General features: G+C 64.3%; 21 protein-coding genes and 2 pseudogenes. 14 read left to right on the top strand and 9 right to left on the bottom strand.

All coding sequences use genetic code 11. The features are described 5' to 3' along the window. Nucleotides 1-128 precede the first annotated feature (128 nt). On the top strand, nt 129-377 hold the full coding sequence (hfq, locus tag ACVJ5M_RS25255) for an RNA chaperone Hfq (RefSeq protein ID WP_007591126.1): 249 nt from the start codon (nt 129-131) through the stop codon (nt 375-377). A gap of 11 nt (nt 378-388) precedes the next feature. Beyond that, the gene (hflX, locus tag ACVJ5M_RS25250; RefSeq protein WP_063983318.1) at nt 389-1,768 is read left to right on the top strand and encodes a GTPase HflX; all 1,380 of its coding nucleotides are present in this window, start codon (nt 389-391) and stop codon (nt 1,766-1,768) included. Nucleotides 1,769-1,846: 78 nt separating this feature from the next. Here the strand turns inward: hflX and ACVJ5M_RS25245 are convergent, their stop codons facing one another. Continuing rightward, a complete protein-coding gene (locus ACVJ5M_RS25245) occupies nt 1,847-2,869 on the bottom strand; it encodes a DUF2278 family protein (protein WP_063983317.1) in 1,023 nt (340 codons plus the stop codon). Between the two features lie 193 nt (nt 2,870-3,062). After that, nucleotides 3,063-3,917 (bottom strand): nucleoside triphosphate pyrophosphohydrolase, encoded by an 855-nt coding sequence (gene mazG / locus ACVJ5M_RS25240; RefSeq protein WP_063983316.1) that lies wholly within the window; start codon nt 3,915-3,917, stop codon nt 3,063-3,065. A 137-nt stretch (nt 3,918-4,054) separates the two neighbouring features. Here mazG and queC point away from each other — a divergent pair, with 137 nt between their 5' ends. Then, entirely contained in the window at nt 4,055-4,768 is a 714-nt protein-coding gene (gene queC / locus ACVJ5M_RS25235; RefSeq protein WP_063983315.1) for a 7-cyano-7-deazaguanine synthase QueC, read from the top strand. A gap of 149 nt (nt 4,769-4,917) precedes the next feature. Here the strand turns inward: queC and ACVJ5M_RS25230 are convergent, their stop codons facing one another. The 3 genes from ACVJ5M_RS25230 to nthA are packed head-to-tail and all read right to left on the bottom strand — an operon-like array spanning nt 4,918 to nt 6,574. Then, nucleotides 4,918-5,295, bottom strand: a complete 378-nt coding sequence (locus ACVJ5M_RS25230) for a nitrile hydratase accessory protein (RefSeq protein ID WP_063983314.1) — start codon at nt 5,293-5,295, stop codon at nt 4,918-4,920. Next, nucleotides 5,295-5,954 carry a nitrile hydratase subunit beta gene (gene nthB / locus ACVJ5M_RS25225; protein ID WP_063983313.1) on the bottom strand — a complete coding sequence of 220 codons (660 nt, stop codon included), beginning with the start codon at nt 5,952-5,954 and terminating at the stop codon, nt 5,295-5,297. The genes ACVJ5M_RS25230 and nthB overlap by 1 nt, the downstream gene beginning before the upstream one ends. Further along, complete coding sequence (nthA, locus tag ACVJ5M_RS25220; RefSeq protein ID WP_063983312.1) at nt 5,951-6,574, bottom strand: nitrile hydratase subunit alpha; 624 nt, start codon at nt 6,572-6,574, stop codon at nt 5,951-5,953. Before nthA ends, nthB begins: the two co-directional genes overlap by 4 nt. A 120-nt stretch (nt 6,575-6,694) precedes the next feature. Between nthA and ACVJ5M_RS25215 the strand changes: the two genes are divergently transcribed. From ACVJ5M_RS25215 to ACVJ5M_RS25195, 5 genes are all read left to right on the top strand, one after another. Further along, nucleotides 6,695-7,501: an enoyl-CoA hydratase/isomerase family protein gene (locus tag ACVJ5M_RS25215; RefSeq protein WP_063986375.1), complete on the top strand. Its 807-nt coding sequence runs from the start codon at nt 6,695-6,697 to the stop codon at nt 7,499-7,501. A gap of 128 nt (nt 7,502-7,629) precedes the next feature. Then, nucleotides 7,630-9,102 (top strand): DASS family sodium-coupled anion symporter, encoded by a 1,473-nt coding sequence (locus ACVJ5M_RS25210; RefSeq protein WP_354099676.1) that lies wholly within the window; start codon nt 7,630-7,632, stop codon nt 9,100-9,102. Nucleotides 9,103-9,335: 233 nt separating this feature from the next. Next, complete coding sequence (locus ACVJ5M_RS25205) at nt 9,336-10,475, top strand: methionine ABC transporter ATP-binding protein (RefSeq protein ID WP_187387699.1); 1,140 nt, start codon at nt 9,336-9,338, stop codon at nt 10,473-10,475. After that, complete coding sequence (locus ACVJ5M_RS25200; protein WP_063983310.1) at nt 10,465-11,130, top strand: methionine ABC transporter permease; 666 nt, start codon at nt 10,465-10,467, stop codon at nt 11,128-11,130. Before ACVJ5M_RS25205 ends, ACVJ5M_RS25200 begins: the two co-directional genes overlap by 11 nt. A 28-nt stretch (nt 11,131-11,158) precedes the next feature. Beyond that, complete coding sequence (locus ACVJ5M_RS25195; RefSeq protein WP_063983309.1) at nt 11,159-11,932, top strand: MetQ/NlpA family ABC transporter substrate-binding protein; 774 nt, start codon at nt 11,159-11,161, stop codon at nt 11,930-11,932. A gap of 177 nt (nt 11,933-12,109) precedes the next feature. Here ACVJ5M_RS25195 and ACVJ5M_RS25190 read toward each other — a convergent pair whose 3' ends face one another. After that, nucleotides 12,110-13,099: a helix-turn-helix domain-containing protein gene (locus tag ACVJ5M_RS25190; protein WP_063983308.1), complete on the bottom strand. Its 990-nt coding sequence runs from the start codon at nt 13,097-13,099 to the stop codon at nt 12,110-12,112. Between the two features lie 179 nt (nt 13,100-13,278). On the opposite strand from ACVJ5M_RS25190, the gene ACVJ5M_RS25185 reads away from it, so the two are divergent. From ACVJ5M_RS25185 to fsrB, 5 genes are all read left to right on the top strand, one after another. Beyond that, nucleotides 13,279-14,475: a serine hydrolase domain-containing protein gene (locus ACVJ5M_RS25185; protein ID WP_231141973.1), complete on the top strand. Its 1,197-nt coding sequence runs from the start codon at nt 13,279-13,281 to the stop codon at nt 14,473-14,475. 15 nt (nt 14,476-14,490) lie between these two features. Continuing rightward, nucleotides 14,491-16,491 (top strand): primary-amine oxidase, encoded by a 2,001-nt coding sequence (locus ACVJ5M_RS25180; RefSeq protein ID WP_231141974.1) that lies wholly within the window; start codon nt 14,491-14,493, stop codon nt 16,489-16,491. A 207-nt stretch (nt 16,492-16,698) separates the two neighbouring features. Then, nucleotides 16,699-17,157 (top strand): hypothetical protein, encoded by a 459-nt coding sequence (locus tag ACVJ5M_RS25175; protein ID WP_028147544.1) that lies wholly within the window; start codon nt 16,699-16,701, stop codon nt 17,155-17,157. 81 nt (nt 17,158-17,238) lie between these two features. Beyond that, nucleotides 17,239-18,645, top strand: a complete 1,407-nt coding sequence (locus ACVJ5M_RS25170) for a Dyp-type peroxidase (protein ID WP_063983306.1) — start codon at nt 17,239-17,241, stop codon at nt 18,643-18,645. Between the two features lie 495 nt (nt 18,646-19,140). Beyond that, nucleotides 19,141-20,433 carry a siderophore utilization protein FsrB gene (gene fsrB / locus ACVJ5M_RS25165; RefSeq protein WP_063983305.1) on the top strand — a complete coding sequence of 431 codons (1,293 nt, stop codon included), beginning with the start codon at nt 19,141-19,143 and terminating at the stop codon, nt 20,431-20,433. A gap of 350 nt (nt 20,434-20,783) precedes the next feature. Here fsrB and ACVJ5M_RS25160 read toward each other — a convergent pair. Together ACVJ5M_RS25160 and ACVJ5M_RS25155 are read right to left on the bottom strand one after the other, a co-directional pair. Next, nucleotides 20,784-20,877 (bottom strand): annotated as a pseudogene (locus tag ACVJ5M_RS25160) (ClpX C4-type zinc finger protein); the annotation flags it as partial. 72 nt (nt 20,878-20,949) lie between these two features. Next, a pseudogene (locus ACVJ5M_RS25155) lies at nt 20,950-21,102 on the bottom strand (glyoxalase superfamily protein); the annotation flags it as partial. A gap of 289 nt (nt 21,103-21,391) precedes the next feature. Between ACVJ5M_RS25155 and ACVJ5M_RS25150 the strand changes: the two are divergent. Further along, nucleotides 21,392-22,207, top strand: coding sequence for a hypothetical protein (locus ACVJ5M_RS25150; protein ID WP_063983303.1), 816 nt, complete (start codon nt 21,392-21,394; stop codon nt 22,205-22,207). Between the two features lie 149 nt (nt 22,208-22,356). Here the strand turns inward: ACVJ5M_RS25150 and ACVJ5M_RS25145 are convergent, their stop codons facing one another. Beyond that, nucleotides 22,357-23,553, bottom strand: a complete 1,197-nt coding sequence (locus ACVJ5M_RS25145) for a M24 family metallopeptidase (RefSeq protein ID WP_063983302.1) — start codon at nt 23,551-23,553, stop codon at nt 22,357-22,359. Between the last annotated feature and the right edge of the window lie 74 nt (nt 23,554-23,627).

Raw genomic sequence — 23,627 nt, 5'->3', positions numbered from 1 at the left:
TCCTCTAATCGAACCGCTGTTCCTCCGAGGGGGATCTCATGAGGAATGGCAACCGGAAGAGGCCCCGAATGTCACAAAGAGGGCCGCAACCGGCGCAATAAAAAGAAACTCAAAGCGAGAAAAAAACAATGGCGGCAGACCGCGCACAAAACCTACAGGACACCTTCCTCAATCACGTTCGCAAAACCAAGACGCCACTGACGATCTTTCTGGTCAACGGAGTGAAGCTCCAGGGCATCGTGACCTGGTTCGACAATTTCTGTTTGCTGCTTCGGCGCGACGGTCACTCGCAGCTTGTCTACAAGCATGCGATCTCGACCATCATGCCGGGCGCTCCGATCCAGTTGTTCGAAGGCGGCGAGGATCAGCCGGCTTGAGAGTGATCTGATTGGAACCCCGGAATTTCGACGGGGAGGCCGACCGTCCGCGGTCGGCAGGGGCGAAGCAGACGGGGCGGGTGCTTGTCATCGGCCCCTACTTGCGTGTGCGCGCGGGCGGTGCCGACGCGCAATCGGAAAGCCATGTTCAGCGTGACGCGGAGGCCCGGCTCGATGAGGCCGCCGGCCTCGCGCGGGCGATCGACCTCGTCATTGCCGACGCCATTATCGCGCCGATCAGCCAGATCCGCCCCGCGACCTATATCGGCAAGGGCAAGGTCGAGGAGATCGCCGCGCTGGCCAAGAGCCTCGATGTCGAGCTCGTCGTGATGGATTGCGCGCTGGCGCCGATCCAGCAGCGCAATCTCGAGAAGGAATTGCACGCCAAGGTGCTCGACCGCACCGGGCTCATCCTGGAAATCTTCGGCCGCCGCGCCAAGACCAAGGAAGGCTCGCTCCAGGTCGAGCTTGCGCATCTCAACTACCAGCGCTCGCGCCTCGTTCGCTCCTGGACCCATCTGGAACGCCAGCGTGGCGGCTTCGGCTTCATGGGCGGTCCCGGCGAGACGCAGATCGAAGCCGATCGCCGCCTGATCCAGGAGCGCATCTCGAAACTCGAGGGCGAGCTGAAGAAGGTGCAGGCGACGCGGCGGCTGCATCGCGCCGGACGCCAGCGCGTGCCGTATCGCGTCGTCGCGCTGGTCGGCTACACCAATGCCGGCAAGTCGACGCTGTTCAACCGCCTGACCCGCGCCGACGTTCAGGCCGCCGACATGCTGTTCGCAACACTCGATCCGACCCTGCGCGCGCTCACTTTGCCGCATGGCGGCAAGGCGATGCTGTCCGACACCGTCGGCTTCATCTCCAACCTGCCGACCCAGCTCGTCGCCGCCTTCCGCGCCACGCTGGAAGAGGTGCTGGAAGCCGACGTCATCCTGCATGTGCGCGACATCTCGCACGAGGATGCCGAGGCCCAGCAGGGCGACGTCGACGCCGTGCTGCGCCAGCTCGGCATCAATCCCGACGACAGTGGCCGCATCATCGAGGTCTGGAACAAGATCGACCGTTACGAGCCTGACAAGCGCGAAGAGCTTTTGAACATCGCCGCGCGCCGGCCGGAAGATCATCCGGCGATGCTGGTCTCGGCCGTGTCAGGCGAGGGGATCGATGCACTGCTTGCGGCCATCGAGGAACGTCTCGCCGCAAAGCGCACCACGCTCGATCTCTCCATCGACGCCGCCGACGGCGCCGGCATCAGCTGGCTGCACAGGAATTCCGAGGTGCTGGCCAAAGAGCTGCACGACGGCCGCTTCGACATGACGGTGCGGGTCGACGAGACCAAGCGGGATATCGTGGTGAACCGGTTCGATGCCGTGCCGCGCGTGGCGTGATCCGAAGGGCGCGGTGCGCCCGACCGGCCTGCGTGCGATATCGACCATATCCGCGTTTCCGGGTTGAGACGCGTAACGCTAGAATGGAATGGTCAGGCCCGGATTCTTCGCCTGCGCCTTGGTATAGGCGACGCCGTGGATCTTGATCCCGCGCTCGTCCAGCAGCGAAATGATGCCGCCCTGGTTCGACAATTCCATCGGCTTCTGCACGACGACGGCGAGCGTGCCCCCGGCCGCGATCTTCCCTGACAGGACCATCTTGTTCTTCTGCTTGTCGGCCAGCATCCAGCCGGTGAGATCGATGTCGCGATCGGCCGTATTGAGCAGCGTGACGACTTCCCGCTCAGGCGTCTTCAAGGCATTGACGAGTGCTGCGATGATGCGCACGAGTCCGTCAGGCATTTGCCCGGTCGGAGGAGCGGTCGGATCTGGCGGCTGTGTCGGAGCGCCGAGATCGATGGGGTCACCGGTCTTGTCGTCGGTGTGCCAGGCCTGGGTCTGGAATTTGAGGAAGACCGCCGTCCATAGCTTCTGATCCGGGAATTCGAACACCAGCCCGCCGTCTTGCCATGGCCCGTTGTCGCCCGAGAATCGTCCGATTGGATTTCCCTGATTCATATGGATATCGTGAATGCCGCGGCCCGGCCGGAAGCCGAAATAATTGTCCGCCTTGGTCTCCGGCCCCCATGTCTCACCGAATGCGTAGATCATCGCGCTTTCGTTTGAGAGCGCGCGCTGGACGAACTGGTCGAGCTTCTCGTTGAGGTCATTGTCGGGTCCGGGCACGGACAGCGGCAGCGGGATCATCTCCTGGGGCTGCATCAGATTGCCGCGAATGAAGTCCAGCGCGATGCTGGCCGGCTTCGGCGGCTGCGGGTGCAGGCCCTCCGGCAGCGCCGCGAGATGATCGGTGATCGGATGGACAAAGTGCGATCGCACCAGGAACTCGACTTCGCTTCCGTCGGCTGACTGCACATTGACGGCGATGCGGAAATCCGCGTTGTCGGCCACGACATGGACTTGATAGTGCGGCGACTGGCCGGTGCCGAAACGCATCGCGATCGGGCGTCCTTTGAGGACCGAATAGTGCTTTAATGGCATCGCACTCACCTGAGGTGGGATTTCGGCTGCGCGGGCTCCGTTGCTCAACTCTAGACTGCTTGTCGTGACGGTTTCATGGCTTGACTGCGATCCGCCATGACCGCCTCGCTGCATTCGGGAAAAGATGCTGACCTATATCTCCTTCGCGACCGCTTCGATCCTTGCGGGTACACCGATGGAGCAGGCCACAACGCTAGCGGCGGGCCTGCGAGCGAGTCTCTGATACCGGTTTCCCCTCACTCTTCGCCGCGTTCCACAGCGCGTCCATCTCCGCCAGCGACGCCTGCTCGAGCGTCCGCCCTTGCGCCTCAAGCGCGCGCTCGATGAAGGCGAAGCGCCGCTCGAACTTTGCATTCGTCGCGCGTAGCGCGGCTTCCGGATCGGCGTCGACGTGGCGGGCGAGATTGACGAGTGCGAACATCAGATCGCCGGTTTCCTCCGCCAGCCCCTCGCTGTCGTTGCGGTCGAGCGCCGCCTCGATCTCGTCGGCTTCTTCGCGGATTTTCGCCAGCACCGCGCGCGGGTCGTTCCAGTCGAAGCCGACGGTGGAGGCCTTGCGCTGGAGCTCCATCGCGCGCGTCAGCGCGGGCTGACCGGCCTTGACGCCCGAGAGTAACGACTTGTGCGTCGGCGTTTCCTCCGGCGGCCGGCGAGCCGCACGTTCGGCTTTCTCCTCGGCCTTGATGCGGTCCCAGACCTCCTTGACGTGGGAGGAGGCGAGGTTGCCGTCCTTGTCGGCGAAGACATGAGGGTGGCGCCGGATCATCTTGCGGGTGATGGCCTCCACGACGTCGCCGAAGGTAAAGGCATTCTGTTCTGAAGCCATCTGGGCGTGAAACACGACCTGGAGCAGGAGGTCACCGAGCTCCTCGCGCAGATCGTCGAGATCGCCGCGGCTGATGGCCTCGACCACCTCATAGGCCTCCTCGATCGTGTAGGGCGCGATCGTCGCGAAATTCTGCTCGAGGTCCCAGGGGCAGCCGGTCACCGGCGTGCGCAGCGCCGCCATGATCTCGATCAGACGGGAAATGTCGCGGGAAGGGGTCATTGCGGGGCAGTCTCCTGGCTCCAAAGCCTTATGCCAAAAGCGGCCCGCCGTTCCCAGCGCGGCGCTGCGGAACAGGCCGATTTCCACCGATTGGCGGCAGATTGGCGAGCCGCGCCCGCAGTGCTAAAGCGCGGGCCATGAGTGACGCATTTTCATCACAAACCGCCCTGGTGCTCTTTTCCGGCGGCCAGGATTCCACCACCTGCCTCGCCTGGGCGCTCAGCCGCTTTGCACGCGTGGAGACACTGGGTTTCGAGTATGGCCAGCGCCATGCCATCGAACTCGCCTGCCGCGACCGGCTGTTCGACGGCATCAAGGGGCTGCGTGCCGATTGGGCCGCAAGGCTCGGCGAGAGCCACACGCTGTCGATTCCGACGCTGGCGGCTGTGTCCGAGACGGCGCTGACGCGCGACGTCGCCATCGCGATGGGCGCCGACGGCCTGCCGAATACGTTCGTGCCCGGCCGCAACCTGGTGTTCCTGACGTTTGCCGCGGCGCTCGCCTACCGGCGCGGCATCACCCACATCGTCGGCGGCATGTGCGAGACCGATTATTCCGGCTACCCCGATTGCCGCGACGACACCATCCGCGCCATGCAGGCCGCGCTCTCGCTCGGCATGGCCAGGCAATTCGAGCTGCATACGCCGCTGATGTGGATCGACAAGGCGGCGACGTGGAAGCTCGCTCACGACCTCGGTGGCGCAGGACTGGTCGATCTCATCCGCGAGCACTCGCACACCTGCTATCTCGGCGAACGCGGCGCGCAGCATGAGTGGGGTTTCGGGTGCGGCGAGTGCCCGGCGTGCAGTTTGCGGGCGAAGGGATGGCGGGAGTTTGCGGCGGGCCGCTGAGGCCACATATTCGGTGTCATCACCCGCGAAAGCGGGTGATCCAGTATCCCAGAGACCGTGCTTGAGTCGAGAGGCCGCGGCCTACTGGATTCCCCGCTTTCGCGGGGAATGACAGCGGAGGGCTTGGCACGAGCGTGCCTCTTACCGACCTACCGAAAATCCTCCGGCCGCAGCTCGATCGGCTTACCGTGCGGCGTACGATCCGCGGCGTGGTCCCAGGCGTCGCGGTAGCGGTGCAGCGTCTCCGCCGATGCGACGCCCTTGCTTGCAACCAAACCTTCCAGCGTGGCGAGCCAGTGCAGGTAATAGGTCTCGCCCGTGTCAGGGTCGCCGGCGGCTTGGGCGCGCTTGATCTCGGAGGCCAAGGCTGCGGCCCATTCCGGCCAGGTGAACACGCCGCGCTCGTGCAGCGTCAGCGCCATCGCAAACGCATGCGCTTCCCAGGGTGCGCGGAACACCGGGCCGTCGTCATCGCGCGGAATGCTCGGAATGGCCGCCGTCGCAGCGGCCGCAGCCGGGCTGCTCATCACGCCGGGTCCAGATAGGGTTCGAAGGCGTCGATCGACACCTTCAAGGTCGGATCACCGTCCGCGCCCCAGAGGTCGCGGCCCTCGAATACGACCGTGTAAAGCCATTGCGGATTTTCGCCGAGCTCCATCGCCGCCGAATCCGGAAATACGTGGCAGCCGTGGTTCAGCTCGACGACACCGACATGGCCGCGCACATAGCGCGGCAGCCGCGTATGCGTGGTCGGATGAATGTTCTTGGCGCGGACGCGATCGCCGATGTTGAATTTTGCCGGCGCCGGAGCAGGGCGGGCGAACTTGCCGCGCACCATGACGCGCTCGACATTGGCGAGGTCGAACTTGCCGTGCTTGAGCGCCTTTGCAGGCTGCATCGCGTGGCCGGCGGCGACCTCCTCCCGGGTGAGGTAGCCCTTCTCGATCAGCATCTCCTCGAGCCCGAGAAACCATTTCTTGTAGTAGGAGCTCGAGAGATAGTCGTGCGGCGGCAGCGTCTCGCGATAGAAGCGCGAGGTGTCGATGTTGAAGGCGCCCGCCGCGCCCATCGCGCGCACCATGGCGAGAACACGCGATTCCCACTCCTCGTGAAACATCGGCTCGTTCGGCTCGGCCTCGACCTTGCCGAACCCGTCCATGCCGCCCATGTCGTGGACGCCGTTCACGAGGGCGCTCCAGGCGTCTTGGGAAAGCCGGTGCCGATCATGGAATCGCGCGTGACGAGTTCGGCGAGCTGCTCCTCACTCCAGCCTTCGGTGCCCGCGGGGCGCATCGGCAGCACCAGGAAGCGGGTCTCGGCCGTCGAATCCCAGACACGGATTTCCATGTCCTTCGGCAGGGTGACGTCGAAATCGGCGAGCACGCCGCGCGGGTCCTTCACCGCGCGCGAGCGATAGGGCGCAGCCTTGTACCAGACCGGCGGCAGCCCCAGCATCTCCCAAGGGTAGCAGGAGCACAGCGTGCACACGACCATGTTGTGTCGCTCCGGCGTGTTCTCGACCACGACGAGATGGTCGCCGACGCGGCTGACATGGCCGAGCGTGCCGATGGCCTTCGAGCCATCCTCTAGCAGCGCCTTCTTGAACGCCGGATCGGTCCAGGCCTTGGCGACGACGCGCGCGCCATTGTGCGGTCCGATCCTGGTCTCATAGGCCTGGATGATGGCGTCGAGCGCGGCCGGCTCGACATAGCCTTTTTCTGTCAGGATCGTCTCGAGCGCGCGCACGCGCAGCTCGGTCTCCGACAGCTCGGAATGGTCGTGATGATGGTCGTGATCGTGGCTCATGGCGCAAAGATAGGCGCAATGGTCCCTGCCTGTCGAGTATGCGCTGGGGCGCAACCGGGTCCCATATTCGTGAGGCCGGATGTAGGCTAGCCTCGCAGCAAAGCGGATTGGGAGACATTGGTGACGAACTTCGTGACGATCGAGAAGGGCCTCGGACCGGAGGGGCGGATTGCGGTGGTGCGGTTCGACCGCGGCGACGGCATCAACGCGCTCTCGCCGGAGGCACTGCGCCAGCTCACCGCGGCCGCGCGCAGCTTCGAGGATGATGCCGCAACGTCCGTCGTGGTTCTGACGGGCAGCACCAGCGCCTTCAGCGCCGGCTTCGACCTCAAGGATGCCGAGGGCCGCTCGCGCAAGGACATGGATCTCGGCACGCTGCGGCGGCATCTCAAGCTCGGGCCGCGTCTGACCCACGCCTGGCATGAGATGGAGCAGATCACGATCGCCGCCATCGAGGGTTTTTGCGTCGGCGGCGGCGTCGCGCTGGCCGTGGCGCTCGACTTCCGCGTGATGGGGCACGACGCGCATCTGCGCGTGCCCGAGATCGGGCTCGGCATGAACATGAGCTGGCAGAGCATCCCGCGCATGCTGCATCTGATCGGGCCGGCCCGCACCAAGCAGGCGGTGATCCTGGCCGACCAGCGCATCAGCGCTGATGAGGCCTATGAATGGGGCCTGGTGGAGCAGGTGGCCGATCCCGGCCATGCGTTCGATGCCGCCATGGAGCTTGCCCGGAAGGTCGCCGCGCAGCCGCCGCTCTCAGTCGCAATGACCAAGCTGACCGTCAACCGGCTGGCACATGCGCTGGACGATCTCGCCAGCCACATGGACGTCGACCAGTTCGCGCTGGCGAGTCTCACCGAAGACCACAAGGAGGGCATCGAGGCGTTCCTGACCCGCCGCAAACCGCGCTTCAAGGGGCGGTAGCAAGGGGCGGTAGAACGTGAAGTCAGGCCATTGATCGCGCCGCGGACAGTCCGTATACGCCGCGCTAGGACAAAAACGGCTCGGCCAACGGGCGGTACAATGCGACGACAATCGAGGGGGGAGGGCCCATGGCCGCTAGCTCGCAGACGCCTCAGGCAAAAGGGTTTAGCTGGAAGCTGATCGCGCCGCTCGTGGTGTGGCTGGCCATCTATCTGTGGCCGGTGCCGACGGGTCTCAACGCCAATCAATGGCACTATTTTGCCGTGTTCGCGGCCGTCATGACCGGACTCATCCTGGAATCGATGCCGGTCGGCGCGGTCGGGTTCATCGGGCTGACGGTCGCTGGCGTCGCCGGCTATATCGATCCCGATCCCGGCAAGTCGCTGCGCTGGATGCTCGCGGGCTTTGCCGAGAGCACGGTGTGGCTGATCGTCGGCGCCTTCGTATTCTCGATCGGTTATCGCAAGAGCCAGCTCGGCCGCCGCATCGCGCTGGTGCTGGTGCAGAAGCTCGGCCGCAACACGCTCGGTCTCGGCTATGCGGTGGCGATGTCGGACTTCCTGCTGGCACCAGCGACGCCATCCAACACCGCGCGCAGCGGCGGCATCGTCTATCCCATCATCAGCAACATCCCGCGCATCTACGGCTCCGAGCCGGGACCGACCGCCGGCAAGATCGGCACCTATGTGATGTGGACGGCGTTTGCGGCAACCGCGATTACCAGCTCGCTGTTCTTCACCGCGCTCGCGCCCAATGCGGCCGCGCTTGCGATCGCCAAGAGGACCGCCGGCGTCGAGGTGAGCTGGGCGCAGTGGTTCGTCGGCTTTGCGCCGCTCGGCATCCTCCTGATGATCCTCGTTCCGCTGCTCAGCTATGTGGTCTGCCGTCCCGAGGTGAAGCACAGCCCGGAGATCTCCGAATGGGCGGCCAGGGAGGTCAGCGAGATGGGCCCGATGTCGCGCAACGAGTGGATCATGCTGGCTCTGATCATCCTCGCGATGTTCCTGTGGATCGCGGGCTCGAGCCCGGACATCCACGTGCCGCTGCTCGGCTCGAACTTCGTCAACGCCACCACCGTCGTGTTCATCGTGATCTCGCTGATGCTGGTGACGGGCGTGATCGAGTTCGCCGACATCGTCAGCGAGAAGAGCGCCTGGGAGGTGTTCTTCTATTTCACCTCGCTGCTGACGCTGGCCTCGGGCCTCAACGAGATCGGCTTCATCAAATGGTTCGCGACCGAATACGCCAAACCGCTCGCGGGGCTGTCGCCGTCGACCGCGATGATCCTGCTGGTCGCGCTGTTCTTCTGGATCCACTACTTCTTCTCGAGCATCACCTCGCATGCGGCGGCCGTGCTGCCGGTGGTGCTCGCGGTCGGATCGGGCATCCCCGGCCTGCCGGTCACGACGCTCGCCATGCTCTGCATGTATTCGCTCGGCCTGATGGGCGTGATCTCGCCTTACGCGACGGGACCCGCGCCGATGTATTTCGGCAGCGGCTACATCGGGAAGGGCCAGTTCTGGGGCTTTGGGCTGCTGTTCGGGCTGCTCTATTTTGCGGGACTGCTGCTGATCGTGCTGCCCTGGTTGCAGATCAGTTGAGCGGGGCCGGAAGCTCATACCCCCGGCAGACGAATTTTCTTCGCCGGGGTGGGATTAGGAAAACTTCGTCCAACTCCCCGCAAATATCTGACATTGCAAGGAAGACCTGAAAAGGCGATGGTGCGTGCTGCAGTGCAGCGCGTTCCACCGGAACCCTCGCCGCGATTTCACTCTCCGTCGCTTGACGCGACCGGTTCCCGCATGCCCCACGGGGGCAGCAGGAACTGTTGTGCATGAAGGCCGCCCCCATGAACGCCCACCAATCGCTCGCGATCGGACAGAAGATCGAAACGCTTGAAGCGATTTCACCTGCCGCCCGAAACGCTGACGCGATGGTCCGTTTCGAGGGCATCTCGAAGATCTATCCGGCCTATCGCGGCAAGCCCGGCGTCAACGCGCTGCAAGACATCGACTTCGCGATTGCGCGCAGCTCGATCACCGGCGTCATCGGCCGCTCCGGCGCCGGCAAGTCGAGCCTGGTCCGGCTGATCAACGGGCTGGAGAAGCCGACCACGGGCCGCGTGATCGTCGATAACAGCGATATCTCGGCGCTGGCCGGCCGCGAATTGCGGCTGGCGCAGCGCTCGATCGGGATGATCTTCCAGCATTTCAACCTGCTGTCGTCGCGTACGGCGGCCGACAACATCGCGCTGCCGCTGGAGATCGCCGGCTGGGCCAAGTCCGACATCAAGGCCCGCGTCGCCGAGCTGCTGGCGCTGGTCGGCATCGCCGACAAGCACGACCGCTATCCTTCCGAACTCTCGGGCGGCCAGAAGCAGCGCGTCGGCATTGCCCGTGCGCTGGCGACGCGGCCGAGCGTGCTGCTGTCGGACGAGGCGACCTCGGCGCTCGACCCGCAGACCACGCGCGCGATCCTCGATCTGCTTGCCAACATCAACCGCGAGCTTGGCGTGACCATCGTGCTGATCACCCACGAAATGTCCGTGGTGCGACAGCTCGCCAAGGAAGTCGTGGTACTCGATGCCGGCCACGTCGTCGAGAGCGGCCATGTCGCCGATATCTTCACCCATCCCAAACACCCGATCACACAGTCTTTCCTGGCCGAGGTCATCGGCGACAGCCTGCCGGTCTCGCTGGCGAGCCGGATCGTACCAGAGCCGTCTGCGGGCGGGCAGGCCGTGATCCGCGTCCAGGTGCGCGGGGCAGGGGCCGGCGACACGGTGGTGGCGCGGCTTGCCCGCGAGCTCGGTCTCGACGTGGCGCTGCTGTCGGCGCGCATCGACGAGATCGGCGGCCAGCATGTGGGCTCATTGACCCTCGGTATTCCCGGTGGCGAGGACGCGGTGACGCGCACGCTCGCCTGGCTCTCTCAATATCAACTCCCGGCGGAGCGTCTCGGCTATGTCGCCTGAACTCATCAACCTCATCGTCCAGGCAACAGGCGAAAGCCTGTACATGGTCGGCATCGCGGCACTGCTCGGCACCGCCTTCGGCCTGCCGCTCGGCGTGTTCCTCGCGACCAGCCGGAAAGGCGAGCTGTTCGCGGCGCCCACCATCAATCGCGTGCTCGGCATGGTCGTCAATGCGACGCGCTCCACGCCCTTCATCATCCTGGTCGTCGCCATCATCCCGTTCACGCGGCTCATTGCCGGCACCTCGATCGGATCGACCGCGGCGATCGTGCCGCTGGTCATCGCATCGACGCCGTTCATCGCGCGTCTGGTCGAGGCCGCGATCCGCGAGGTCGATGGCGGCCTGATCGAAACCGCGTCCTCGTTCGGGGCATCACCGATCCAGATCGTTCTCAAGGTACTGATCCCCGAAGCGTTGCCCGGCCTGCTGCTGGCGCTGACGCTCGCGGTGGTCAGCCTGCTCGGCTACTCCGCCATGGTCGGTGCCGTCGGCGGCGGCGGACTCGGCGATCTCGGCATCCGCTACGGCTATCAGCGCTTCATGCCGGAGATGATGCTGGCCGTCGTGGTCGTGCTGATCGCGCTGGTGCAGCTCGTGCAGAGCGCGGGCGATTATCTGGCACGCCGGGTCAACCGCCGGCTGCGGCAGCGCTGATACTCATTCCCTGAAACTGGAGACTACAATGCGCTTTCTCGCAACCCTTGCGGCTGCAGCCTTGCTTGCGACCACCGCTCAAGCTGAAACCATCCGCGTCGGCGTTACCGCCGGCCCCCATGCCGAGATCCTGGACGTGGTGAAGAAGGTCGGCGCCGAGCGCGGCCTCGACATCAAGGTGGTCGAGTTCACCGACTACGTCATTCCGAACCAGGCGCTGGCGCTGAAGGACCTCGAAGCCAACTCGTTCCAGCACGAGCCTTACCTGAAGAACCAGATCTCCAAGACCGGCTGGAAAATTGTCAAGGTAGCCAACACGATCGGCTCGCCGCAGGGCGTCTATTCGCAGAAATACAAGAAGCTCGCCGATTTGCCGGAAGGCGCTCGCGTTGCGATTGCCAGCGATCCCTCCAACGGCGCGCGCGGCCTGATGATTTTGGCGCTGCACGGCGTGATCAAGCTAAAGGATCCGAACAACGTCTCCTCGACCATTGCCGACATCACCGACAATCCGAAGAAGCTGCGCTTCGTCGAGCTCGATGCCGCCCAGCTGCCGCGCGCGCTGCAGGACGTCGACGTCGTCTCGATCAACAACAATTACGCCGTGCAGGCCGGCCTCAATCCGGCGACCGATGCGATCGCGCGCGAGAACCCCGATGGTCCCTGGGTCAACATCCTCGCCGTCCGCGAGGAGGACAAGGACAAGCCGTGGGTGAAGCAGTTGATCGCGGTCTATCACTCCGATCCCGTGAAGGCGTTTCTTGAGACGCGCTTCAAGGGTACGTATTTGCCGACCTGGTGACGTGCCCGGCCTGCATGGCTCGAGACGCCCGCTTGCGCGGGCTCCTCACCACGAGGGTCCAATATCTCGCCGCAAAACACGACCTCATCCTGAGGGCCCGCCAGAGGCGGGCGTCTCGAAGGATGGCCGCAAGCGAGCTGCTAGCCACGACTAGTCGTAGAGTAGAAGACGCGCGCGTCAGGCGATAAGCCTCGCGCGCCGCAGTGTCTCCGAGGGCAGCTCGGAGAAGTGGCGCTTGTAGTCGAGCGAGAACTGGCTGAAGTGCCAGAAGCCGTGTTGCACGGCGACGTCGTAGATCGACGTCTCGGCGCCGCCGGCGCGCTTCAGGTCCCGCCGCACCCGATTCAGCCGCATCGCGCGCCAGTAATGCATCGGGCTCGTGCCCACGACTTCCTGAAAGCAATAGCCGAGCTTGCGCGGGCTCGCGCCGACCGCCTTGCAGACCTCCAGCAGCGACAGCGAGCGATCGCCGCTGCCATGCATCAGCTCGCGGGCGCGATCCACGGTGCGCTTGCGCGCCGTGGCGCTGCGGCCGGGATCGCTGGGCTGGGCCGTCGGCAGCATGTCCATGATCTCGACGAGGAGGGCGTCCTCCAGCGCCTGTCGCGCGGCCGGATCGTCGAACCGTTCGGATGCGGCCGTGATGGTCTCGTGAATGGCGGCGAGGTGGGCGCGCAGCCGCGCGACCGGCGCCGCCGCCATCTCGATCACCAGCAACTGGTGCCAGACGGCGCGCGGCAATTCGATGTCGAGCCGTGCCGCAAGCTCCGCGATCAGCGCCGCGCTGGCGACGACACCGCGGAGCTCGAACGCCTTCGGCGTACACATGTCGATCTCGGCGTCGATGCTGGCGATGACCTGGGAGCCCGCAACATTGGCGCCGTTGCAATTGACCTCGCTGCCGCCGTGCCAGGGCAGGCCGATGCCAAAGCTGTCGGCACCTAGCTGGCCGTATTGGCGCACCTGCTGGCTGGTGATCTCGCGGAAGACTTCGAGCCGGGGCAGGGAGAGTTGCGTGAAGCTGCCCCGGAACGCCCCGGCGCTGATCTGGTCGTAGCTCAGCCGCCAGCGGCCGAGCGTGGCGCAATGCTCGTCGACATCCGTGCTGCTCGCTTGAAGTAGATTGGCAGCCGAGTCTTGAATCGGAAGAGTTGCGCTTAAGGCCATGACAGCACGTCAGTATTTGCAAGCCGAATAGCCAGCAAGAACTACGCCAGACTGGCACGGCCATGGCCGCTGTCCAGCAAAATATTGCCGGATCTCGATAACGCCCGATGCGGCCTGTGTGCAGTCTTCTCCCTTGCCGTTCCGACATCGCAGTCGGGATGGCCTTGCGGAGGATCGAGATGCGACCGACGGACATCATGCGCGGCAGCCCGCCCACGCCCGAGGCCCAGGTGACCCGCGCCAACTGGCGCAGCTTTCCCGCCATCCGCTGGGGCTTCACCCACACCCGCGAAGTGCTGCCGACCGCGGAGGTTCGCCGCTCCGCGCATCCCACACCGATGGCAAGCGCGCCGCGCGAGCTGCAAAAGCTCAGCTTCACCGCGCCGGACGGCAAGCCGACCACGGTCGAGGCCACGTTGCGCGAAACCTTCGGCGATGCGCTGCTGGTCATGCACCGGGGCACACTGATCCACGAATGGTACGGCGACGGCATGAGCGTCACCACGCCGCATCTGATCTGCTCCATCAGCAAGTCGATCGCCGGCACGCTCGGCGGCGTGCTGGCTGCGCGCGGCCTGCTCGATCCGGAGGCGAGGGTGGTGCGCTACGTGCCGGAGCTGGAGAGCTCGGTCTATGGCAGCTGCACCGTCCGCAACGTCCTCGACATGGCGGTCGCGATCAAGTTCGAGGAGGACTACGAGGATCCGGCCGGCGACGTCGCGCGCTATCGCTTCTCCTCGGGCTGGGACGTGCCGCCGCCAGGCGTCGAGGCCGGCCATCAGCGCGCCTATCTCACCACGCTGCGCGGGACAGGAAAGCCGCACGGCAAGGTGTTCCACTACGTCTCGACCAATACGGAAGTGCTCGGCTGGGTCTACGAGCGCGCCTGCGGCATGCCTTACCATCGCATCCTCTCCGACTATCTCTGGCAGCCGATGGGCGCCGAGGAGGATGGCTCCCTCACGCTCGACAGCCACGGCATGGGCCGCATCGCCGGCGGGCTTTCCGTCACCGCACGCGATCTGCTGCGCTTCGGCGAAATGATCCGCTGCCGCGGCGTGGTCGAGGGACGGCAGGTGGTGCCGGGCTGGTGGATCGACGACATCCACGAGAACGGCGATCCCCAGGCGTGGAAAGACGGCGACCTCGCCGACATCTTCCCGGGCGCCCGCTACCGCAGCAAATGGTACACGATCGATCCGTCGCGGAACGATCTCGCGGGGATCGGCATTCACGGCCAGTGGCTCTACATCGACGCGGCCACCGACACCGTCATCGTCAAGCTCGCGACGCAGCCGAAGGCGATGGACGTTCCGCTCGACCACCGCTGGCTCGCCGCCTTCCGCGCCATCACCGCGCATCTCGCCCCGCGCTGATTTCTGGTCATCATCATGCTCGATACCGTCAAAGCCAAATCACCGATTCAAGCGGCCGCACCGCATCCGCTCGATCCTCTGACAGCCGAAGAGATCACGGCCGCCTGCACGCTGGTTCGTGCCGCCGCGACCTCGCCGGAGAACTGCCGCTTCCCGACCGTCCGGCTGGAGGAGCCGACCAAACAGGAATTGGCTACGGGCGGAGCAGGGCGCCGCGCCTTCGCGCTGACGCTCGACGTCACCACGGGCGAGGCGATCGAGCACATCGTCGATCTCGGCCGCAACGAGATCGTCGGCCGCAAGGTCATTCCGAACCGCGAGGCGCCCTATGGGCAGCCGCCGGTGATGCTGGAAGAATTTTTCAAGTGCGAGGCCGTGGTGAAGGCCGATCCAGGCTGGCGCGCGGCGATGGTCCGCCGCGGGTTGACCGACAAGGATATCGAGCTGGTCCAGGTCGATCCGTTCTCCTCGGGCTTCTTCGATTTTGAGTACGAGCGCGGCGCCCGTATCGTGCGCGCCGTCAGCTTTTTCCGCGAACATCTGCAGGACAACGGCTACGCCCATCCGATCGAGGGCGTAGTCGCTGTGGTCGACCTGATCGGCGGCAAGGTCATCGACCTCACGGACGCAGACCCGATCGTGCCGATCCCGCGCAAGAAGCGGAATTACGGCGCGCATGAAGTCAAAAACCCGCGCACCGACATCAAGCCGCTGCATATCGAACAGCCGGAGGGCGCGAGCTTCAAGGTCGATGGCTGGAAGGTCGACTGGCAGAAATGGAGTTTTCGCGCCGGCTTCACGCCGCGCGAAGGGCTGGTGCTGCATCAGCTCGCCTACCAGGACGGTGATCGCAAGCGCTCGCTGATCCATCGCGCCAGCGTCACCGAGATGGTGGTGCCCTATGCCGATCCGACCGAGAACCATTTCTGGAAGTCGGCGTTCGATGCCGGTGAATACGGGCTCGGCATGCTCGCCAATGCGCTCGAGCTCGGCTGCGACTGTCTCGGCAACATCCATTATTTCGACGTGCCGGCCGCCGACAACAAGGGCGCGCCCTTCGTCATGCAGAATGCCATCTGCATGCATGAGGAAGATTACGGAATTGCCTGGAAACACTACGAATTCCGCAACGGCCTGTTCGAGGTGCGCCGCTCGCGGCGCCTCGTCATCTCGTTCTTCGCCACCGTCGGCAATTACGACTACGGCTTCTACTGGTACCTGTACCAGGACGGCACGATCCAGCTCGAGACAAAACTCACCGGCATCATCCAGACCGCCGCCGTGCCATCCGGCGAAAAGTACAAATGGGGCGGCATGGTCGACGACAATCTGGGCGGCCCAACGCACCAGCATTTCTTCAACGTGCGCCTGCACATGGACCTCGACGGCGGCGGCAATACCGTCACCGAGCACGAGTTCCTGCCGCGGCCCTGGGGCGCGGACAATCCGCACGGCAACGCGTTCGATACCACGACCCGCATCCTGTCGCGCGAGCGTGATGCGGCTGCCATTGCGAACGGCGAGACCGGCCGGTTCTGGAAGATCAGCAATCCCAACGAGACCAATTCGGTCGGCAACGCGCCGGCCTACAAGCTCGTGGTCAATCCGAGCCCGCTGATGCTGGCGCAGGAGGGCAGCTATGTGCGCAAGCGCGGCGGCTTTGCCACAAAGCATGTCTGGGTCACGGCCTTCGACAAGGACGAGAAATACGCCAGCGGCGATTATCCCAATGTCCACGCCGGCGGCGACGGCCTGCCGCGCTACGCCGCGCAGAACCGCAACATCGAGAATACAGATCTCGTGGTGTGGCACTCCTTCGGCCACACCCATGTCTGCAAGCCCGAGGATTTTCCGATCATGCCGGTCGAATATGCCGGCTTCATGCTGAAGCCGACCGGATTCTTTTCGGCCAATGCCGCCGGCGACATTCCGCCGGAGCGCAACAGCCGCAGCGTGCTGGCGGGCGACCCGAAGGATGCCGCCGGCGGCGCGTGCTGCCACGCCGGCAAAGCGTAGGCTCGTCGCGCGACAACAACGTTCGCAGCAGGCCAACCAGCGCTGGTTCGCTGGTCGCATGCGCTCGCGGTCGAATTGTCAGGGGAGTATTGCTGCCCCTTTCGAAGGGCCCGCGACGCGACGGCCGGCCGCACGTCGAAAAGATCGCTTCCAATTCCTTTCGAGAGTGATACCATCTTAAGGTTGTATTCTTTAAGGAGATTTCCCATGACCCATGCACTCAATCTCACGCTGCCGATCAAGCAGGATGCCGAGACCCTGGCAAAGCTGCGGAATCTCGAGGCGAGCTTCACTGAGAAGGTTCAGCCCGCCATCGCGGCGGCGCTGAAGCAGTCCAGGATTGTTCATTTCGCCCGGGTCGTCGTCATCGAGGACAAGTACATCCAGGTCATCACCGAATATGAGGGAACGCACCAGGAATACACGGAGTTTTTCCGGCGAGCGCTCACGCCGATATTTGCCGCGATATTTTCCCTGGCAGATACGACTGGCCTGGACATCAACGATCCCAATGCGTTCTTCGAATTCTCGAAGAACCACAACGCGCGCTCGCTGGGCACTGCGACCGACGGCTCAACCGACATCAGCGGCAACCCGTCCGGCTGGCTGTTCTCGGCTTACGACGGCATGACTGTCGCAGACATTCTGGCAAAGCTCGGGAAATAGCTTTCAGAGCGTATTTGCGCTTTCGGGATAGGCCGGCTTTGAGGCTGCCTATCGACTGACCGTTCTTGCAGGGCAGGCGCCATGGTGGATCTCGGCAATTTGCAGGCGATCGTCGCTCGAAGCTCGGCCAAGCCGCTACTTGCGGCTCTGTTGTTTAGGTTTGGCGACGCCGGCGGCGCCAGGTCCTTCCTGCGGCAATGGATACCGCGGGTCGCGGTGGGGGCGGGCCCGGACGCCGAGGGTCCCGCGTTCCACTTCATGTTCAGTTGGAACGGCATCGCGACGATGATGTCGGGTCGCGCCGACCTTGACGTCGCGCAGGGGCGGCAGCAATTCGAGGTATCGTTCGTGGACCCGGCGCAGGCGCCGGATGGCGGCATTGCGACACAGCTTGGTTTCTTCGACGCCAGCGCTCCGGCGGGATGGTGGGACGGCAAGTTCAAGTCGAGCGATATCGATCTCGCCATCCACATCGGGTTCGACACGCCCGAGCAGAAAGCCGATTGCCTCGCGCAGGTGCGGCAGTCCGCGACAGGCCTCGGTGTCCGGGAATTGTCGCTCGACAGTTGGGACGACGGCGCGCTGTCCGGCTGTCGGCCAGCCGACGGCCGCCTGCATTTTGGCTATCGTGATGGAATCACCGCGCCCAATATTGACTGGCAGGATGCGCCGGCTGCCAGGGCTTCCGACGCCGTCGATTGTCGCGAGATCGTCGTCGGCTATCCGAACAGCGATTTTCCCACTGCACCGTTCAAGCCCGGTCCATGGCAGGACTTCGCGCGCGATGGATCATTCGTCGGCCTGTCGTGGCTTTATCAGGACGTCGCGGCCTTCAACAGATTCCTGAAGGCGAATGCACCGCAGGCGGCGCCGCATGTCGGCCCGGAACTGGCCGAAGAATGGATCGCGGCCAAGATGATGGGGCGCTGGCGACACGGGTCGCCGCTGTCACGTTTTCCGGATGCACCACCGTCGACCCCGCAATTGAACGATGCTTTCGGCTATGGCGACGATCCAAACGGCGTCAAATGCCCGCTCGGGGCTCACATTCGCATTGTCAATTGCCGCGATCATCCGCTGAAATTTGCCAATCAGATTCGTTTCCCCAAGGGGCCGCCACGCGTCATACGCCGCGGATTTTCCTACGGTCCTCATCTGGAGGGCACGGAGGACGACGGCAAGGACCGCGGCATCGTAGGGCTTTTCTACTTCGCCAGGATCAACGAGCAATTCTATACCATCTTGCGGTGGATGCATCAGACCGACTTTGCCGACGCCTACATGCGCCTTCCGAACGGAGCCAACGCGCAGGATGCCTTGACTGGAAACCGGGCAGATCCAAAGGCCGAGACCCGGTTCCAGGTTCCGCTCGCGGGGGACGCCTCCGTGACGTTCCAGATGAAGCAATTTATCCGCTACAAGGGCGTCGCAGTGCTGTTTGCGCCGAGCGTTAAAGCGCTCAACACGATGATTGCCGTGCAACGTTGAATTGCCGGCTCCCGTCAGCCTTCGCATCGTCGTCGCAGCCATTCGCTCGCGGCAGCGAGTCCGCCGTTGTCACGCGTTTGCGGACAAGCGGCGAATGTTCTCACTCTAGAAGCATTCCATATCGAAGCGCTCATAGAAGCCGGCGATGCGCCTCGACGCGCAGATGGGCGCATTGGTCGCACGATTTATTCCCCGGTCTCGATAGATTCTAACTCTGCGTCTCTCGCACTGAGAATGCCCCCGCGTTAGGGCGAGAGTCCAAAAATCATTCCGGCAAAGCCGGCAGCGCGGGACCTCGCTAGACGTGTCAGACTTCCAACTTCGTTCGTGCTCCAATGCGCGTGTTCGACAGCTTCAGGTGCTTTTCTTCGGCGCCGTCAGCACATTCGCTCTCTGCGTTCCCTTCGCGCCCGTACAGGCGCAGACTCAAATTCCCACGGTCTCGGTGGAAGCGCCGGCGCAGCGCGCCCGACCCGCTTAATGAGAGTCGAGACGATGAGAGCGATATTTGGCAGGCTGCATCGCTGGGCGGGACTGCTCACGGCCGGATTCCTGTTCTTCTCCGGCATCACCGGGGCGATCATCTCCTGGGACCACGAGATCGACGAGGTGCTGAATCACCACCTGTTCGATGTCACCAGCAAAGGCCCGGCCATTCCCTCGATCGAGCTCGCGAAGATGATCGAGCAGCGCGATCCCCGCGCGCGCGTCGTCTACCTCTTCATGACGCCGGAGGAGGGGCACTCGCTGTGGTTCTTCGTGATGCCGCGGATCGATCCGGCGACGGGAAAACGCTTCGCGATCGACTACAACCAGATTTTCCTCGATCCCAACACCGGCGCGGAGCTCGGCCGGCGCTATTGGGGCGCGGTGTGGCCGGTGACGCGCGAAAACTTCGTCTCGTTCCTCTACAAGCTCCACTATACCATGCACATCCCGGAATTCTGGGGCAGCGATCGCTGGGGCATGCGCGTGCTCGGCGTGATCGCCATCATCTGGACCATCGATTGCTTCGTCGGCTTCTATCTGACGCTGCCCTCGCGACGGCGCGCCAAGACCGCGCGGGCGCCCCAGGTCACGCGCCAGCTCGAACGCGGCTTCTGGGCGCGCTGGGCGCCGGCCTGGACCATCAAGGCATCGGGCAGCGCCTACCGGATCAATTTCGACATCCATCGCGCCTTCAGCCTGTGGACCTGGGGCGTGCTGTTCGTCATCGCCTTCACGGCGTTCTCGCTGAACCTCTATTTCGAGGTGTTCTCGCCGATGATGAAGATGGTGTCGAACTACACGCCGACGCCCTATGAGCAGCGGCCCTACCGCAATCCCGACGATCCCATCGAGCCCAAGGTGACGTTCGCCGACATTGCTGCGCGCGCGGCGGCTGAGGGCAAGGGGCGAGGGTGGACCGTCCCGGTCGGCGCGCTCAGCTACGGCCCGGCCCATGGCGTCTATGCCGCGGCGTTCTTTCATCCCGGCGACGATCACGGCGCCGGCGGCGTCGGGCCGGCGCAGCTCTATTACGACAGCGAGGACGGCCGCCCGATCGGCGAACGGCTGCCCTGGGTCGGCACGGCCGCCGACATCTTCGTGCAGGCGCAATTCCCGCTACATTCGGGCCGCATCGTCGGGCTGTTCGGCCGCATCTTGATCTCGATCATGGGCCTCGTGGTGGCGGCACTGTCGGTCACCGGCGTCGTGATCTGGTGGCGCAAGCGCCGCGCCCGCGTCCGGGCGCGCGAGACGGCGGCGATGCGCCTGAGCCGGCAGCAACTCACGCCGGCGGAGTAGGGCCGGCGTGCCGCTCGATCGTCTGCGCGTTTACCGAGTCCGCTCGTTGACGATGGGCATCGCTGTCTGCAGCGCCTGCTCGTAACGCTTCGACTGACTGAGCGAAAACTTCTTCATCGCCAGCAGTTCGTCGGACGTCTTGCCTCTCAATCGGGCGACGTTGGATGTCTTGAACACGTCATCATTTGCCGCCGAAGCGTTCTGTCGAAGCGCAAAAACCCTTTCGATGTTCTGCGACAACAGCCGATTGCGCTCCACCCCTTTGTTCGCGTGCTCCACATAGTGAAGCAGTCTATCGGTGGGCATGGCGCGAGCACTGTCTGCATCGCCTTCGATGAGGCGAAGCAGCTGCTCATCAACGATATCGGTGCATAGGTCGATACATTCGTCGCATATAAAGACAGCTGGCCCAGCCACCAGCTTGCTCACTTCATGCTGGTTCATGCCGCAGAACGAACAGTAGATGGGACGATCCTGCTGGGCAGGATTCTGCACGCCAGCACTCGGCTGCGCCGCATCAATCTTGGCCGACAGAATATTCCAGTTCTCGTACCCGAACGCTTTCGCGATCAGTTCCAAAGCTTCGCTGTGAGTGGTTTGCACGGCTTTGGCATTCAAGGCATCGCGCAAGGAACGAGCCATAGCCTTCGCATCGCGGAAATCGCGCATGAGAGCACCCGTATCGGCGAACGGAGAAGATCGGTGCCTGCCTTGCCGACCCGCTCGCCAATAGCGAGGGTGAGGGCGACTTTGATACGTTCACCATCCCCAAAGGGCGCAGGCAGCGGGTGTATCGACCCAACCGAATTTTGGCGCTGGACGGCCGCTCTTGTCAACCTGAAACGGGTACATCGACACCTCCGGCCGCCGCGCAGTTTGCAGTTCAGGAGCCGATGAACCTTCCAGTCCGGCACCGGCACAAAGACTGGAGATCGCTCCCAGTCTTCCGGAAATTGCAATGAGATCGCTCGCCTTGCTCTGCCTGCTCGTTTTCGCGACGCCAACCGACGCCGCCACGCCCGAGCAGCACTATCTCGATTTACGCGATCGCTACATCGCAAAATTCTCCAAAGCCAAGGAGAACGACGAGACTTTCAAGCAGCACGATGCAGCGCTCAACGAGCTGACCGGTGTGCTGCGCGGCCTGGTCGGACCGGTTACGATCAAGGGGCTGCCGGCCGAGGGCAAGTCGAACGCCGACACGCTGTTCAAGGGCGACTCGGGCTTCGGCCATCTCGACGGTCTGGGCTTTGCCTCCGAAGGCGACAAGATGCAGGCCGTGGTGACCACCACAGGTCTGCTCAAGCACTGGCTGCGCGAGCACCGCGAAGACGGCATGCCGCAGGAGATCGCCGCAGCCTTCAAGCCGGATCGCTTCTACTATCAAGCCATCCAGGACTCGGCCTTCGCCAAATATGCCGAGCTGCCGATCACGAAGCCCGCATCCACGAGTACCGCGGTCGCCGTGCTCGGCGTGCGCGGCAACGGCGACCTGAAGGGCGCGCCGCACGAAATCGATGTCGTCGCGATCCAGGGCGAGAAGGTCTTCTTCCTCGCCGTCACCGACGCCGTGAAGACGGCCGAGATCCCGGCCTGCGAAAAAGTCTGGAAGCAGATGATGGCCAGGAAGACTCCAGAGGACGCCATGGCCAAGGAAGACCAGGCGATGGACGCCTACACCAAATGTTTCGCCAAGGAAGCGCCAAGCCAGAGCTGGTTCGCGGGCGCGGTGAAGAAGGCGCAGAGCCAGCTGGAGATGCTGCTGGCGCGGTAATTGCGCAGCTTCACCACACTCCGCACCTCATCCTGAGGAGCCCGCAAAGCGGGCGTCTCGAAGGATGGCCACACGCGAGAGGCGGGCCTTCATGGTTCGAGACGCGCGTGCCGCGCTCCTCACCATGAGGGTATTGCAACGCCATCAGGCTAGAGCGCGCTGCCACCCAAATTCCACCCCCGTCCGCCCTCGCCAAAAATCTCATACCCGGTCGGCGTCACCACAACCGTGTCCTCGAGCTTGATGAAGCCGCGCTTCGGATGCTTCATGGTGGTCTCGATCGAGACCACCATGCCTGTTTCGAGCGGCAGGCGGGCGTCGGTGTCGTCGTAGGGGACCGGGCCCTTCGCGGTCAGGCGAGGGGCCTCGTGGCTGACGAGGCCCATGCCGTGGGCCAGGAAATCGGTGCAGTCGCGCTGGGTGATCTGGGCAAGCTGCCGTTCGGCCGCGACGTAGATGTCGCCGCCCAGAGCGCCCGGCCGGACCGTGGCGAACGCGGCGCGCTGCACGGCTTCGATCTCGGCCAGACAGTCTCTCAGTTCGGCATCGGGCTCGCCCAGCACGGCCATGCGGGCGAGGTCGCCGATATAGCCGTGATAATTGCCGCCGGAGTCGAGCGACAGCACGTCGCCTTGCTCCCAGCGCTGCGATGACGGCGCCCTGTTGTGGCTGCTGCCGCAGGCGAGCAGGCAGTATTCGAACGTCAGGCCGCGATTGGCCTCGGCGATGCGCAAGCCGTCCGACAATTGCTGCTTGGTCGTGCCGGGCCCGTGCCCGGCGATCACCTCCAGCATCGAGGCAATCACCAGTTCGGATGCGGTCTTGAGCTTGGCCAGCTCATCGGCCGACTTAACCGCCCGCAGCCGCTCCAGCACCAGCAGCGCGTCCTTGAGCTCGGCACCGGGCAGGGCGTCGGCGAGCGCCCTTCCTGCATCCATCGGCAGGAACGCCATCTCGACCCCGACCCGCTTCAAGGGCACGCCGGCATCCCGGATCAGGCCCACGGCCCGCGTCACGGCATCCACCGAGCCATTGGATTCGGTGCGGACCTGCGGCACCCATGGCGGCGCCACGGCACGCTGATGGGTTTCCAGACGGTGACCGATATAGACCGCCTTATCAGGCGCGCCCCTGGGATAGACCAGGACCGGCAGATAGCGGCTGACACCCATGGCGTCCATGTAGTCGAAGAAAATCGCGCGCTCGGCGCCCAGCAGGTACTGCACATTGTGCTTGGAGGTCGCGACCAGCACGTCGAGGCCGGCGGCGTCCATCAGCTTGTCGAGTTTGGCGGCATCGAACGGAATGGCGCGCGAGCTGTTCGCGCGGGCGGCGCTCTCTTGCATGACAGGGCTCCCTTGGGCGGGCGGTTGGGACCGCCTTGTATCGTTGACCTCTTCAGGACTGCGACGCCTAGTCT

The organism is Bradyrhizobium sp. S3.7.6, assembly GCF_054061875.1.
Note: the sequence above shows the minus strand (reverse complement) of the source record. Positions and strands in the feature narration are given on the sequence as shown.

Bases quoted from the DNA above. Each gene is read 5' to 3' on its own strand.
- fsrB (WP_063983305.1), top strand. From the start codon at position 19,141: ATGAGAGCGATATTTGGCAGGCTGCATCGCTGGGCGGGACTGCTCACG.
- ACVJ5M_RS25210 (WP_354099676.1), top strand. From the start codon at position 7,630: ATGGCCGCTAGCTCGCAGACGCCTCAGGCAAAAGGGTTTAGCTGGAAG.
- ACVJ5M_RS25145 (WP_063983302.1), bottom strand. From the start codon at position 23,553: ATGCAAGAGAGCGCCGCCCGCGCGAACAGCTCGCGCGCCATTCCGTTC.
- ACVJ5M_RS25170 (WP_063983306.1), top strand. From the start codon at position 17,239: ATGGTGGATCTCGGCAATTTGCAGGCGATCGTCGCTCGAAGCTCGGCC.
- ACVJ5M_RS25150 (WP_063983303.1), top strand. From the start codon at position 21,392: ATGAGATCGCTCGCCTTGCTCTGCCTGCTCGTTTTCGCGACGCCAACC.
- ACVJ5M_RS25205 (WP_187387699.1), top strand. From the start codon at position 9,336: ATGAAGGCCGCCCCCATGAACGCCCACCAATCGCTCGCGATCGGACAG.
- ACVJ5M_RS25190 (WP_063983308.1), bottom strand. From the start codon at position 13,099: ATGGCCTTAAGCGCAACTCTTCCGATTCAAGACTCGGCTGCCAATCTA.
- hfq (WP_007591126.1), top strand. From the start codon at position 129: ATGGCGGCAGACCGCGCACAAAACCTACAGGACACCTTCCTCAATCAC.
- ACVJ5M_RS25200 (WP_063983310.1), top strand. From the start codon at position 10,465: ATGTCGCCTGAACTCATCAACCTCATCGTCCAGGCAACAGGCGAAAGC.
- ACVJ5M_RS25245 (WP_063983317.1), bottom strand. From the start codon at position 2,869: ATGCCATTAAAGCACTATTCGGTCCTCAAAGGACGCCCGATCGCGATG.
- ACVJ5M_RS25230 (WP_063983314.1), bottom strand. From the start codon at position 5,295: ATGAGCAGCCCGGCTGCGGCCGCTGCGACGGCGGCCATTCCGAGCATT.
- queC (WP_063983315.1), top strand. From the start codon at position 4,055: ATGAGTGACGCATTTTCATCACAAACCGCCCTGGTGCTCTTTTCCGGC.
- ACVJ5M_RS25175 (WP_028147544.1), top strand. From the start codon at position 16,699: ATGACCCATGCACTCAATCTCACGCTGCCGATCAAGCAGGATGCCGAG.
- nthA (WP_063983312.1), bottom strand. From the start codon at position 6,574: ATGAGCCACGATCACGACCATCATCACGACCATTCCGAGCTGTCGGAG.
- ACVJ5M_RS25195 (WP_063983309.1), top strand. From the start codon at position 11,159: ATGCGCTTTCTCGCAACCCTTGCGGCTGCAGCCTTGCTTGCGACCACC.
- ACVJ5M_RS25180 (WP_231141974.1), top strand. From the start codon at position 14,491: ATGCTCGATACCGTCAAAGCCAAATCACCGATTCAAGCGGCCGCACCG.
- mazG (WP_063983316.1), bottom strand. From the start codon at position 3,917: ATGACCCCTTCCCGCGACATTTCCCGTCTGATCGAGATCATGGCGGCG.
- ACVJ5M_RS25185 (WP_231141973.1), top strand. From the start codon at position 13,279: ATGCGACCGACGGACATCATGCGCGGCAGCCCGCCCACGCCCGAGGCC.